This is a genomic window from Hymenobacter aerilatus, from assembly GCF_022921095.1.
Classification (GTDB): Bacteria; Bacteroidota; Bacteroidia; order Cytophagales; family Hymenobacteraceae; genus Hymenobacter; species Hymenobacter aerilatus.
This window is the reverse complement of record NZ_CP095053.1, coordinates 3,798,100-3,810,751: the sequence shown is the minus strand read 5'-3', so window position 1 is coordinate 3,810,751 and position 12,652 is coordinate 3,798,100. Positions and strand designations below refer to the sequence as shown.

General features: G+C 53.7%; 11 protein-coding genes. 8 read left to right on the top strand and 3 right to left on the bottom strand.

Going from position 1 to position 12,652, the window contains the following annotated elements; genetic code table 11:
• Positions 1-66: 66 nt before the first annotated feature.
• Together MUN82_RS15995 and porW are read right to left on the bottom strand one after the other, a co-directional pair.
• Positions 67-2,406, bottom strand: a complete 2,340-nt coding sequence (locus MUN82_RS15995) for a penicillin-binding protein 1A (protein ID WP_245092054.1) — start codon at positions 2,404-2,406, stop codon at positions 67-69.
• Positions 2,407-2,535: 129 nt separating this feature from the next.
• Entirely contained in the window at positions 2,536-5,523 is a 2,988-nt protein-coding gene (porW, locus tag MUN82_RS15990; RefSeq protein ID WP_245092052.1) for a type IX secretion system periplasmic lipoprotein PorW/SprE, read from the bottom strand.
• Positions 5,524-5,738: 215 nt separating this feature from the next.
• Between porW and MUN82_RS15985 the strand changes: the two genes are divergently transcribed.
• The 8 genes from MUN82_RS15985 to atpG all read left to right on the top strand — a co-directional run bounded on the left by MUN82_RS15985 (position 5,739) and on the right by atpG (position 11,724).
• On the top strand, positions 5,739-5,978 hold the full coding sequence (locus tag MUN82_RS15985) for an AtpZ/AtpI family protein (RefSeq protein WP_245092050.1): 240 nt from the start codon (positions 5,739-5,741) through the stop codon (positions 5,976-5,978).
• Positions 5,979-6,003: 25 nt separating this feature from the next.
• Entirely contained in the window at positions 6,004-6,411 is a 408-nt protein-coding gene (locus tag MUN82_RS15980; RefSeq protein WP_245092048.1) for a hypothetical protein, read from the top strand.
• A 33-nt stretch (positions 6,412-6,444) separates the two neighbouring features.
• Positions 6,445-7,500 carry a F0F1 ATP synthase subunit A gene (gene atpB / locus MUN82_RS15975; protein ID WP_245092046.1) on the top strand — a complete coding sequence of 352 codons (1,056 nt, stop codon included), beginning with the start codon at positions 6,445-6,447 and terminating at the stop codon, positions 7,498-7,500.
• 54 nt (positions 7,501-7,554) lie between these two features.
• On the top strand, positions 7,555-7,821 hold the full coding sequence (gene atpE, locus MUN82_RS15970; protein ID WP_185282240.1) for an ATP synthase F0 subunit C: 267 nt from the start codon (positions 7,555-7,557) through the stop codon (positions 7,819-7,821).
• 187 nt (positions 7,822-8,008) lie between these two features.
• The gene (locus MUN82_RS15965; protein ID WP_185282241.1) at positions 8,009-8,503 is read left to right on the top strand and encodes a F0F1 ATP synthase subunit B; all 495 of its coding nucleotides are present in this window, start codon (positions 8,009-8,011) and stop codon (positions 8,501-8,503) included.
• A gap of 87 nt (positions 8,504-8,590) precedes the next feature.
• On the top strand, positions 8,591-9,151 hold the full coding sequence (gene atpH, locus MUN82_RS15960) for an ATP synthase F1 subunit delta (RefSeq protein ID WP_245092044.1): 561 nt from the start codon (positions 8,591-8,593) through the stop codon (positions 9,149-9,151).
• Positions 9,152-9,154: 3 nt separating this feature from the next.
• Entirely contained in the window at positions 9,155-10,738 is a 1,584-nt protein-coding gene (gene atpA / locus MUN82_RS15955) for a F0F1 ATP synthase subunit alpha (RefSeq protein ID WP_245092042.1), read from the top strand.
• A gap of 101 nt (positions 10,739-10,839) precedes the next feature.
• Positions 10,840-11,724, top strand: coding sequence for an ATP synthase F1 subunit gamma (gene atpG / locus MUN82_RS15950; protein ID WP_245092040.1), 885 nt, complete (start codon positions 10,840-10,842; stop codon positions 11,722-11,724).
• A gap of 108 nt (positions 11,725-11,832) precedes the next feature.
• Here atpG and MUN82_RS15945 read toward each other — a convergent pair whose 3' ends face one another.
• Positions 11,833-12,561 (bottom strand): HAD family hydrolase, encoded by a 729-nt coding sequence (locus MUN82_RS15945; RefSeq protein WP_245092038.1) that lies wholly within the window; start codon positions 12,559-12,561, stop codon positions 11,833-11,835.
• Positions 12,562-12,652 lie beyond the last annotated feature (91 nt).

Sequence of the window (12,652 nt, the reverse complement as noted above, 5' to 3'; positions counted from 1 at the left end):
CCGTTGTTCACACGTGATAAGGTCCTTCGCACTGCTCAGGATGACACATTCCCTGACCTATATACCTTAGATATCCTGATTGCGAATATCTTCCAGTTTCACCTGATTAAGCTTCTGGTCATCCGGAATCGTATCGCGCTGACCGGCACCATAGTAACGGCTGCAATCAATTTCTACCGTTAACGGCTTAGCTGGTTTCGGAAATGGGCCGGTGCTGATGCCGATATTCTTGTTATCGGCATACACCTTCTTCATAAACAAGCCATAGAGGGGTAGGGCCATGCGGGCGCCCTGGCCATCGCGGCCAGAGCGGAAGTGGATGCTGCGGTCCTCGCCGCCTACCCACATACCACACACCAAATCGGGCGTAATACCCATAAACCAACCATCGGAATAGTTACTGGTGGTGCCGGTTTTAGCGCCCATTTCGTAGGGAAATTTGAAGCCAGTTTTCAGGATGGTGCTAGTGCCACCGCGCTCCGTGGTAGAGGACTGTAGCATATACGTCATCAGGTAGGCGGTTTCTTCACTGATGGGCGTACGGGTTTGGGGCACAAACTCAATCAGCGTGTTGCCATTCTTGTCCTCAATCCGCGTTACCATCATAGGAGCTGTCCACACACCCTTGTTGACGAACGTGCCGTAGGCGCCGCACAACTCAAATACGCTCACATCGCTAGATCCAAAACCCACGGCTGGCACTGCTTCGATGGGAGACGTAATGCCTAGTCGTTTGGCGTATTCTACCACTGTCTGTGGGCCTACCTTCTGCACCAAGAAAGCGGTAATAGAGTTCATCGACCGCGCCAGTGCCTGCCGAATGGTATACATCTGGCCAGAGTATTTGCCTTCAAAGTTCCTAGGCGTGTAAGCGGGACGTCCAGCCTCGGCAGGGAAAGTAACGGGTACGTCGGCCACTTGGTAGCAGGGTGAGTAGCCCTGGTCGATGGCTGCCAGATACACGAAGGGCTTGAAGGTAGAGCCTGGCTGGCGCATACCCTGCTTCACGTGGTCGTACTTGAAATAGCGGAAATCGTTGCCGCCCACCCACGCCCGGATCTGCCCGTTCAGCGGGTTCATGGCCATAAAGCCGGTCTGTAGGAAACGCTTGTAATACGCCAGCGAGTCCATCGGCGACATGGTTACTTCCTTTTCACCCTGCCATGTAAAGACCGTCATCTTGTACTTCTTACGCAGGTAGTAGTTGATGGAATCCTTGTTGCCCTCAAAGCGGTTATTGAGCGAGCGGTAGCGGCCAGTGCGTTTGATAGCAGTTTGCAGGAAGTTTGGAATGATGCGGCCGTTCTCATCGCGCCAGGGCTGCTGGCCTTTCCACACTCGGTCAAACAGCTTCTGCTGCTGCGTCATGTGTTCGGCCACGGCCTGCTCAGCGTATTTCTGCATACGCGAGTCGATAGTCGTATAAATTTTCAGGCCATCGGCGTACAGGTCGTGGTCGGTTTCGCGGGCCCACTGCAAGAGCTGCTTGCCCAGCTCCGTACGGAAATACGGCGCAATGCCTTTGTTCTGATTCTCAACGCTGTAGTTCAGCTTGATGTTGGTGGCCACGGCCTTCGAATACTCAGGCTCTGAGATGTAACCATACTTTTGCATCTGACCGAGCACCCAGTCTCGCCGGCGCTTGGAGCGCTCTGGGTTGCGCACCGGATTAAACCAAGAAGGCCCGTTCACCAAGCCCGCCAGCAAAGCCGACTCTTCCAATTTCAAATCCTTGGGCTTCTTATTGAAAAAGGTTTTTGCCGCTACGTTAATCCCGAAAGCATTCGAGCCAAATTCAGCTTGGTTGAGGTACATGCGCAGGATTTCGCGCTTGGTGTAGTTGCGCTCCAGGCGCACGGCCATAATCCACTCCTTCGTTTTCACAATAAGCACGCGCAGGCCCTTCGTGTCGTTCAACAGACCATCGTTCAAATCCTCGCGGGTGCGAAACAGAAGCTTGGCCAATTGCTGTGTAAGGGTAGAGCCGCCGCCGCCTTTGCTACCCGTGAGAATACCGCTTGCCACACGGCCCATGGCTTTCAGGTCGATACCTGAATGGGCCTCAAAGCGTACATCTTCAGTAGCAATGAGGGCGTCAATCAGATTCTGGGGTAGGTCTTTGTATTCGGCGGGAGTGCGGTTTTCGCGGAAATACTTGCCCATCAGCGCGCCATCGGCCGAGTAGATTTCGGAGGCCAGTTCGCTTCTAGGGTTTTCCAGCGTTTTCAGGTTAGGCATGCGCCCAAACAGGTTCAGGAAATTGACGCTGACAGCCCAAACGTACAGAACAAACAACGCCAGCCCGCCCCCAAACAGTACCCACAGCGTCCGGGTAATGCCCTGAAAGCGGTGGCTCCGTTGGGGTTTGCGCGAGGATGGTTTATTCTTCGTGGCAGGGTAGGCCATGGGAGAAACAGAATTAGGAATTAATAATGAAGCATTAAAAAGTAAATCACAAGCTTTTCAAATAGCTGATTTACAGATGGAAAACGGCAACAGATTAACGGAGCGCTTCCTGTAAAACTTCATTCAAAATTAGCGGAAATTGTTGTCGTAAAACTGCTGGTATTCATCCAGGTTCTTGGTTTGGCGCAGCAGTGGCAGGTTTTCTGTGCTAATCACAACAGTCTGGTAGCCTGCGCCGCGCAACTTGCTTAAGGGGGACTGCGGGCCGCGTAGTTTAAGTGCGTAGCTCTGAGCTTCCTTCAGGGTAGGCAAGCTGTTCACAACCACCAATACCTGTGCATTGCCCAGTGCTTCAGACTGCACCACTAGATTTTTGGCGCGGTAGAAACGGCCGTTGTACGCCTCTAGCTGTTTGGGTAGCTCCGAGAGTAGGGTAGCATCGGCTGAAAAAACCAATGCTATAGCGTGCGTAGAAGCAGGGGCAACACTATAGGGGGTAGCCGGTTTGACCGGCTCTGCTGCCGTAGTCGCAGGAGTAGTGCCGGCAGTAGGAGGCGCCACAGTACCTGGGGTAGATGCTTGACCGGGGACTGGCGTAGGTACTGATGATGACGGGGCTGGTACAGGATTGGAGGTACCAGTTGGTAAGGCAGGAGTAGCAGCTGAGGTAGGCACTGTCGCAGGCGCTGGTGTAGGTGCCGGGCGCTCTGGTCGGTACACCTCTACCGGCGCCACGGGTACTTTGGCCTGGTAGTACGCTCGTGGTCTGGTATCTACCTCGCCAGGCCTGAAATTAGAAACAATTGGCTTGTCGGTGCTGGCTAGTGCGCCCGGTAGCTGTCCCGCCTCATACTTCTGATACGATGCCTGCAAAGTAGTAGCTTCACTTACCAGCGGACTTTCCGGGTAATCCTTGATGAACTTTTCCACCGCTGCTTTGGCGGTAGGTGGCGTTTGAGTCCGGATGGTGAGCAACGTGTTCAGGTAAGCTGCCCGGTCGTTGAGGTCGGTGTCGGGATACTGTTTGCGGGCCTGAGCTAGAGTAGCTGACGCTTGCACGAAAGCTTGCCGCTTATACTGCGCAAATGCGGAGTCTAGCTGCACCCCCATTTTCTCATTGGTGACAGATACACGCCGCAAATATTCCGGATCTGCTACCAACTTGGCATACGATGAATTGGGGAACTGCGCCTGCAGCTTCTTCGCGTATACCTCGGCCTTTTGGTCTTTCTGATCTTTATATAATAGATATAGGCTGTAGTATGCCTCGGGTGCGTGCTTGGTAGTTGGGAAGCGTGTTAGTAGTTGTTCGTAAGTTTCGATAGCGCTAGTGGGCTCCTGCAACTGCAAGCGGTAAATGGCTCCCAGCGCGAACAAAGCTTCCTCTACCTGCAACTGTGAGGTTTGCAATTGCGGCTCGGTGAGCGGAATGCTCTGGCGGTATTGCGTTACCAGCGTTTGCAACTGAGCTTCTGGGGTAGGCGCGGCTGTTGGTGCTGCGCCCAATTGAGCACCATTCACAACGGTAGCGGTGCCCGCAACTACTGCTGCAGCCGGTGCGCCCCCGTTTTGGTCATTCACAGGAGCGTTGCTGGCTTGCGTTACAATGCGCCAGTTGTCTTGCAATGGTCGGTTGCCCCACTTCCGCAAGAAATCGGCACGGGCAGTACTCATGGAAGTAGGGTTGTCGAAATACCAGCCCGCGCCAGTGCTAGTACTGGCAAATAAATCAGGGTCGGTGCCTACATTGCCAGACCGCTCAGGACTAAGGCCAGTAGCTGTTTGCAGTCTGTTCTGTGCTTCCGCTGCCCGTTTGGCGCGTACTTCTGCCTCGCGCCGCGTGTCCAGCTCCGCTTGGGCGTAGACATTTAGGCGAGTGTCGAGATCCGCCGGCGAAAGCTTGGCCAAGGCTTGCAGGCTGTCCTGCGTTTCTACGATAGTAATCTGTTGGGCAAACTGTTGCAGCACTTCGCTGCGTTCAGCCGTCACGGCATATTCGGGTACTTCGCGGGGCATGGCCTGCACAGCACTATCATAGTAGGCCGCGGCAGCACGGTATTTCTGCAGGTTGTCGTAATAAATACGCCCAGCGAGCAACTGCGTGTAGCCCTTCTGTGCCCGGTTGCTACCCCCAGCCCTAGCCGATTGCTGTAAAAGTGCCAAGGCCTCGGGGTAGCGCTGCTGCCGGTAATTGAGGCGCGCCATCTCGTAGTAGATCTTATCCCGATACTCCTTGTTATTAGGATTGCGGAGGAGCTTGGCAAAGTATTTATCCAGCCGCGTCCGATCTTCTTGTTCCAACTCCGATACCTGGCCCAGCAACAGTTTGGAGTAGAAATCCAGCTCGTAGGGCGGGTTGCGCTTTAAAATCTGATTCAGCTCAGCATAGGACTTTTTGTTTTCGCCTGCCTGCTGATAGAGTTGGGCCAGAATGTAACGCGTGCGCGACTGCTCGTTCTTTGGCTCAACCAGAGGTACCGCCCGCTCCAGGTTATCGATAGCCCGTTGTGGCTCGTTCATCGCCAAGTAATAATCGGCGCGGGTCAGAAACAGGTCTTTGGCATTCGCCGGTGTACCTTCTTCCCGCTCTAGAACCGACGAAACGGCGGCGGCACTTTCATACTCCTTCATTGCCAAAAAGGAGCGCATCAGCCAAATCAGGGCTGCGTGTCGCGTATTGATGTCCGGACTGGTGGTATTGATGAAGCGGAACGTTTTCACCGCATCCTCAAACTCCATCTTATAAAAGCGCGCTTTGCCCACCAGCAGGTAGGCATCGTCGGTCCAGTCGCTGCCGGGGCGGTGCTGGATGGGTAGGGAGGCCTTCTTAATGATGTCGTCGAGGTCAGCGGCCAGGCGCGTGGCTGTAGCTTCGTCGGGGGTAGGAAACAACGACAGCACGTGGTTGTAGTCATTCACGCGAGCCTTGTACAGATCTGCCTCCACGGCACGCATCTTTTCCCGCGCCAGAAAATACGCGTTGTCGCGGGCCACTACGTTGTCGTAGGCATGGCCCACCAGCGAGCGGTTCTCGGAAGAACAGGCCGTGAGTAGTGCGCCCGATAGCAAGCAGCCAACCAAGGCAGTGGGCAGACGGAAAGGTAGCAGAGTGGTCAAAGGCACAGGCAGAATGACGCGGTACAGAGCAATTAAAACGTGCGCTATCAGCCAATTTGTTCGGCTATACTGCACGTACTTTCCACACAACGCCGTCAGACAGGTAAAATTACGGGATTTTCCGCGCCGATGGGCCGACGCGCTGGCAGGAGTTTCCGTAAGGAAACAGGTAGTACGCCGAAAATCAATACTTTCGCACCCCCAACGCCTTTTCTATGGCCGTTCCTACCCCTCCCGAGCCTGATTCCGATAGCGACAGCCGCTTGCGTGCACTAGCCAAATATTCTGGGCTGGGGTTTCAAATGCTGGGTATTATTGGGGTGTTCACATTCATCGGAATAAAGCTGGACGACTACTTAAACACCAAGAAACCGTGGTGGACTGTGGCTTTTGTGCTTGTTGGAGTAATTAGCGCCATGTACCAAGTAATTCGGTCCGTTACTCAGGATAAATAGCGCTTCTGTCGCTTACAAAAAATATATGCTACAGTTTTTTCGTCAGCTGTTGATCTTCTCTTTGCTCATCGGCGCCGTGCTCTATGCATTGCACACGCAGTATGGTACCACCCTAGTGCACCCCTTAGCAGGATATATCTTTGGTTTCTTCGTTCTGATTACCATCATTACATACTGGATTACCCAACGACTGGTACAAATCAGCCCCGATAACTTCATGGCAGCTTATTTTGGCTCCATGATTTTGCGGCTGCTTTTGTCGTTAGGTTTGGTTGTGCTGTATCTCTACCGGGGTGGCGCCCGTGAAGGAGACGCACGGTGGACCTTCCTAGGTGCCTTTTTTATCCTCTATTTTCTCTTTGCCGGATTTGAAGTGTGGACTGTTCTGAGTAACTTGCGCCCGTTTTCAAAACGGGGTGTAACTATTACATGAAGTTTTTGTGAACACGACACTAAGCCTTTCTGAATGAAGCGTTTATTTATAGCTCTTTTCTGCATTCTTTCGCTTCCCGTCTTCGCGCAGCACACAGCCGACACCATGACGGAGGCTTCGGACTCGGAAGCCTTCAAGCCAGGCGAGATGATTCTGCACCACATTGGTGACTCGCACGAGTGGCATTGGTTCTCTACCGACAACGACCATTTCACTACCTATCTTCCCATCATTGCCTACCAATCCGGCAAAGGAGTAGAGGTGTTTTCGTCGAAACACTTGGCTGAAGGTGAAACCTACAACGGCCTGAAGCTGGAGCACGAGCATCTGGTAGCCGAGGACGGCAGCAAGGTGTACGATTTCTCCTTAACGAAAAACGCTTTTGCTCTATTGTTGAGCAGCGTACTTATGCTGATTCTATTTATCAGCGTCGGCAACGGCTTCAAGAAGCGCCACGGGCAAGCGCCCCGCGGGTTGCAATCATTCTTCGAGCCCATCATCATTTTTATTCGTGATGAGGTAGCCAAGAAGTCTATTGGGCCGAAGTACGAGAAGTACATGCCCTACCTGCTCACAGTGTTCTTCTTCATCTGGTTCAACAACCTGCTGGGCCTCACGCCGGGCGCCGCCAACCTCACCGGCAACATTGCCGTGACGTTCACACTGGCTGCCATGACGCTGCTCATCACCTTGTTCAGCAGCAATAAAAACTACTGGGCGCACATTTTCGCTACCCCCGGTGTACCCAAGCCGCTGCTGATCATCATGATTCCGGTGGAGTTGATTGGTGTGATTGTGAAGCCCTTCTCGTTGATGGTTCGTTTGTTTGCCAACATGACGGCCGGCCACATCGTAACGCTGAGCTTCATTAGCTTGATTTTCATCTTCCGCAGCTTGGCTATCAGCCCTGCTTCGTTGGCCTTCGGCCTGTTTATCAATATTCTGGAACTACTGGTAGCTATCCTGCAAGCCTACATCTTTACACTGCTCACCGCCATGTACATCGGCGGTGCAGTGGAAGAGCATCATCATGATGAGGCGGACTACCAGATGGAGGGCGACCATGTGGCTCCCACGGCCGCTCACTAAAGTTTCACGACTCTGTTTTTTTTGTTTTCACACTCCCCACAAACCTCTTTTATTATGCTTCTCTCTTTGTTGTTGCAGGTTGCCAATTCGGTTGGTCTGGCTGTATTCGGTGCCGGTATCGGTGCTGGTCTGGTAGCCCTGGGCGCTGGTCTGGGTATTGGCCGTATTGGTGGTCAGGCAATGGAAGCCATCGGCCGTCAGCCGGAGGCTTCGGGCAAGATCCAAACTGCTATGCTGATTGTAGCCGCCCTGATTGAAGGTCTGGCCCTGTTCGCAGTGGTAGTTTGCCTGCTGATTTCCCTCAACCTGTCGCCCCAATAAGGTAGAGCAGTAGATGGAGCAGCCCGCTGCGCTTCGCTTCGGCGCACGGCGTAGCGGGCTGATTCAGCTTTCAGGTAGGGAGTTATAGGAAGGTGGCATTGCGTAAGATGCCGCTTCTTTCTTACTGCACCTACCTACCTGTTTTTTGCTTACGCAGTACGATGTATCGCTGACTGACGACCCTCCCATGAATCTCGTAACCCCCGAATTAGGCCTGATTTTCTGGCAGACGGTGATTTTCCTCATCGTACTGTTCTTGCTCGCCAAGTTTGCCTGGCGCCCCATCCTCAGCTCGCTGAAGGAGCGCGAAACCTCTATCGAAAACGCGCTGCGCATGGCCGACCAGGCCAAGCTGGAAATGCAGCAGTTGAAAGCTAGCAATGAAAAGCTGCTGGCTGAAGCCCGCTTGGAGCGCGACCGTATTCTGAAAGAAGCCTCGGCTGTTGCTACCCAGCACATTGAGGAAGCCAAGAATAAGGCAACGGAGGAAGGCAACCGTATGATTACGCAAGCCCGCGAAGCTATCCAACAGGAAAAGAATATGGCGCTGGCCGAGGTGAAGAACACTGCTGCTCAGCTGTCCATCGACGTGGCTGAGCGTATTCTGCGCCGCGAACTGACCGACGCCCCCGCCCAGCAGCAGCTAGTGGATTCTTACCTGAAAGAAGTAAAGCTTAACTAAGCTGTTTGCTAATGGCAGTTAGCTGTTGGCTTTTACAAGCACGACAGGAGTTACTAGCCATCAGCCATCAGCTATCAGCTAAAAAAAATGTCTGAACAACGAGTTGCTTCCCGATACGCTAAGTCGCTGCTGGATCTGGCAGAAGAGCAGGGTAATCTGGCAGCCGTGAAGGCTGATATGGACCTGTTCAGCCAGACGCTGGACGAGAGCCGCGACTTGCGCCTGTTGCTTCGCAACCCTATCGTGAATCACGATAAGAAACTGGCTATCCTAAAAGCTGTATTTGGGAGCAAAGTCTCGGATCTGACAATGAAGTTTCTGTCCATTATAACCCAGAAAAATCGCGAAAGCGCGCTGGAGTTCATCGGGCCAGAATTCATTAAGCAGTATAATGTATTGAAAAGCGTGCAAGTGGCCGAGGTAATTACGGCTACTCCGCTCACAGCTGAACTGCGCACCCGCATGAATACGCTGGTGCAACAGCAAACCGGCTCGCAAGAGGTGCAGCTAACGGAAAAAGTAGACCCGGCCCTTATCGGCGGCTTCGTGCTGCGGGTAGGCGACCAACTCATCGACGATTCCGTACGCTACCGCCTGCAAAAATTGCGGACCGAATTTTCTAAGAACCCCTACCAATCCCAACTATAAGTCATGGCAGAAGTACGTCCGGATGAAGTATCCGCTATTCTGCGGGAGCAATTGTCGAACTTTAAGACCGAAGCTGAACTCGAAGAGGTAGGCACGGTGCTTCAGGTAGGCGACGGTGTAGCCCGCATCTACGGGCTGGGCAAAGCCCAGTCGGGGGAGCTACTTGAATTTGAAAACGGCCTGCAAGCCCTAGTGCTGAACCTGGAAGAGGACAACGTAGGTGCCGTAATGCTCGGCGACTACTCCAATATCCGGGAAGGTGCTACGGTGCGCCGTACCAATAAGATTGCTGCTATCCAGGTAGGTGAGGGCATCATTGGCCGTGTGGTAAACACGCTGGGCCAGCCCATCGACGGCCGCGGTCCTATCACAGGTGAAACCTACGAGATGCCACTGGAGCGCAAAGCTCCTGGTGTTATCTACCGTCAGCCCGTAAACGAGCCGCTGCAAACCGGTATCAAGGCCATCGACGCCATGATTCCGATTGGCCGCGGTCAGCGCGAGCTGATCATTGGTGACCGTCAGACGGGTAAGTCGACGGTAGCTATTGACACCATCCTGAACCAACGCGAGTTCTACGACCGCGGCGAGCCGGTATTCTGCATCTACGTAGCTGTAGGTCAGAAAGCTTCTACGGTAGCCCAGGTAGTAAACGCCCTGCAACGTGGCGGCGCTATGGATTACACGGTAGTAGTATCGGCTTCGGCTTCGGATCCGGCTCCTATGCAGTTCTACGCTCCCTTCACGGGTGCTGCCATCGGCGAGTTCTTTCGCGATACGGGCCGTCCGGCCCTGGTAGTGTACGATGACTTGTCGAAGCAGGCTGTAGCTTACCGTGAGGTGTCGCTGCTGCTCCGTCGTCCTCCCGGACGCGAGGCTTACCCTGGTGACGTATTCTATCTGCACAGCCGCTTGCTGGAGCGGGCCGCGAAGATCAACGCTTCCGACGTGATTGCCCGCGATATGAACGACCTACCCGAAAGCATCAAGCACATCGCCAAAGGTGGTGGCTCGCTGACGGCCCTGCCGCTCATTGAAACGCAGGCTGGTGACGTTTCGGCGTACATCCCGACCAACGTAATTTCGATTACGGACGGCCAGATTTTCCTCGAGACCAACTTGTTCAACTCGGGTGTGCGCCCGGCTATCAACGTAGGTATTTCGGTGTCGCGGGTAGGGGGTAACGCCCAGATCAAGTCGATGAAGAAGGTAGCCGGTACGCTGAAGCTGGACCAGGCGCAGTTCCGCGAACTGGAAGCCTTTGCCAAGTTCGGCTCTGACCTTGATGCTTCGACCAAGCTTACCATTGAACGCGGCCGTCGCAACCTCGAAATCCTGAAGCAGCCGCAATTCTCTCCCCAGCGCGTGGAAGATCAGGTAGCCGTTATCTACGCTGCTACCAACGGTCTGCTTGACCAAGTGCCCGTGAACAAGGTGCGTGAGTTCGAAAAGGAGTTCGTACAGGTAATGACCACCCGTCATCCTGAGGCCCTGCAAGCCCTGAAAGCTGGCAAACTGGACGACAGCGTAACCAACGCTATCCGTCAGGTAGCCCGCGACTTGTCAGCGGTATACGCTTCGAAGTAATTATCTAGCTGTCAGTTGTTGGTTGTCAGTTGTCAGGACAAGGCGAAAGCTTATCCAAACTGACAACCGACAACTAGCAACTGACAACTTATTTTAACAAAATGGCTAGCTTAAAAGAAGTCCGCAACCGCATCGTATCGGTGCAGAGTACGCAGCAGATTACCAAAGCCATGAAAATGGTGGCGGCTGCTAAGCTGCGCCGGGCGCAGGATAACATTTTGCGGATGCGTCCTTATGCGCAGCGCCTCAACGGTATTCTGGCGAATCTGACAGGCCTGACCGGCGGCGAAATGGTGAGCGAGTACGCAGAGCAACGTGAGGTTCGCCGTGTATTGGTTATTGCCGTCACCTCCGACCGTGGTTTGGCTGGCGCGTTCAACAGCAACATCTTCAAAGGTGTGAATGCACTGTTACGGGAGCAGTACGCCGCGCAGGCCGCTGCTGGCAACGTAACTGTAATGGCCATTGGCCGGAAAGCGCAGGATTACTTCGGCCGTCGCCTACCCACGCTGGGCAGCTACGGCCACGTCTTCACGCAGCTGTCGTTCGACACGGTGCGGGTAGCGGCAGAGCAAGCCATGGACGGTTTCCGTAACGGTGACTTCGATCAGGTAGTGATGGTGTACAACGAGTTCCGGAATGTGGCCACGCAGATTGTCCGCACGGAGCAATTGCTACCGTTGGTGCCTGCCGAAGCTGCTGAGGAAGTGGCTACCTCCAACGTGGATTATATCTTCGAGCCATCGAAGGAAGAAATTGTGCAGACATTGATTCCGCAATCGTTGAAGATTCAGCTCTACAAAGCTGTGTTGGAAAGCAACGCTTCGGAACACGGTGCCCGCATGACGGCCATGGACAAAGCCACCGATAATGCTGGCGAACTGCTGAAGTCGTTGAAGCTAACCTACAACCGGACGCGTCAGGCGGCCATTACCACCGAGATTCTCGAAATCGTGGGTGGTGCCGAGGCGCTGGCCGCTGGGTAAGCAACTTTGCAATGAATACAAAAAGGCCTGTTTCCAGAATGGAAGCAGGCCTTTTTTCTTTCTAAATACTAAAGGGTTGTCATTCTGCACTACATTCATAATGCCAGCTTACGCATCTTGGGCGTACTGGCGGCTGGCTAGCTCCTTGCTGGGGGTAGGCACAGGTGTATTCTGATCCAGCAGCTTCAATACATCAGCAGGCGTAATTTCTGTGAAGTCCTGAATGACTCGGATCGGTGCCTGGAATTTGTCGGCGGGGATGCTGGTGCTGAGACAAAGGCAGCGCATACCAGCTTTGTAGGCAGCTTGCTCTCCCATAATCGCATCTTCAAACACCAAACAGCGCTCAGGAGGTATGCCTACCTTCTCAGCCGCCACGGAATATGTGTCGCCGTGAGGTTTGCCTCGATCAACATCGTCTTTCGTGATGACCTCGTCGAAATAACGACGCAGGTCGAGGTGGTCGATGATGTAGCCAATAGTGTCGTTGCCGGAGCCTGTGCCGAGCGCAATGCGAAACCCCATAGCGCGGGCTGCTTGCAAAAATGGGGTGAGGCCAGGTACTTCTTGGCGGTCGTCCCAATACAGCGTGCGATAAAGAAATTCGCGTTGGTTGGTGTAGCGCTCAATGTCTTCCTCGGGTACAGCGTGCCGGAAAACCGACTGCAGAATGGCGCCAGCGGGCATACCGTTCAGGCGTAGGAGTAGTTGGTGAGCGTTAGTAGTCAAGCCCAGATCACGGAAGAGCATTTGAAAAGCATGGGCTTGGATGTCGGTATTATTCACCAGCACGCCATCCATATCGAAGATGAGCGCGTAGTCGGAAGCAGTAGCCATACGGTAGGGTAGGAAGGAGGTAATCAAAATATAACGTGGATTGACTTACGCAAACAGTCCACTTTTGACTGGGCAAAGCAACATTTTGCGG

Bases quoted from the DNA above. Each gene is read 5' to 3' on its own strand.
- MUN82_RS15995 (WP_245092054.1), bottom strand. From the start codon at position 2,406: ATGGCCTACCCTGCCACGAAGAATAAACCATCCTCGCGCAAACCCCAA.
- MUN82_RS15985 (WP_245092050.1), top strand. From the start codon at position 5,739: ATGGCCGTTCCTACCCCTCCCGAGCCTGATTCCGATAGCGACAGCCGC.
- MUN82_RS15980 (WP_245092048.1), top strand. From the start codon at position 6,004: ATGCTACAGTTTTTTCGTCAGCTGTTGATCTTCTCTTTGCTCATCGGC.
- atpB (WP_245092046.1), top strand. From the start codon at position 6,445: ATGAAGCGTTTATTTATAGCTCTTTTCTGCATTCTTTCGCTTCCCGTC.
- atpE (WP_185282240.1), top strand. From the start codon at position 7,555: ATGCTTCTCTCTTTGTTGTTGCAGGTTGCCAATTCGGTTGGTCTGGCT.
- MUN82_RS15965 (WP_185282241.1), top strand. From the start codon at position 8,009: ATGAATCTCGTAACCCCCGAATTAGGCCTGATTTTCTGGCAGACGGTG.
- atpH (WP_245092044.1), top strand. From the start codon at position 8,591: ATGTCTGAACAACGAGTTGCTTCCCGATACGCTAAGTCGCTGCTGGAT.
- atpA (WP_245092042.1), top strand. From the start codon at position 9,155: ATGGCAGAAGTACGTCCGGATGAAGTATCCGCTATTCTGCGGGAGCAA.
- atpG (WP_245092040.1), top strand. From the start codon at position 10,840: ATGGCTAGCTTAAAAGAAGTCCGCAACCGCATCGTATCGGTGCAGAGT.
- MUN82_RS15945 (WP_245092038.1), bottom strand. From the start codon at position 12,561: ATGGCTACTGCTTCCGACTACGCGCTCATCTTCGATATGGATGGCGTG.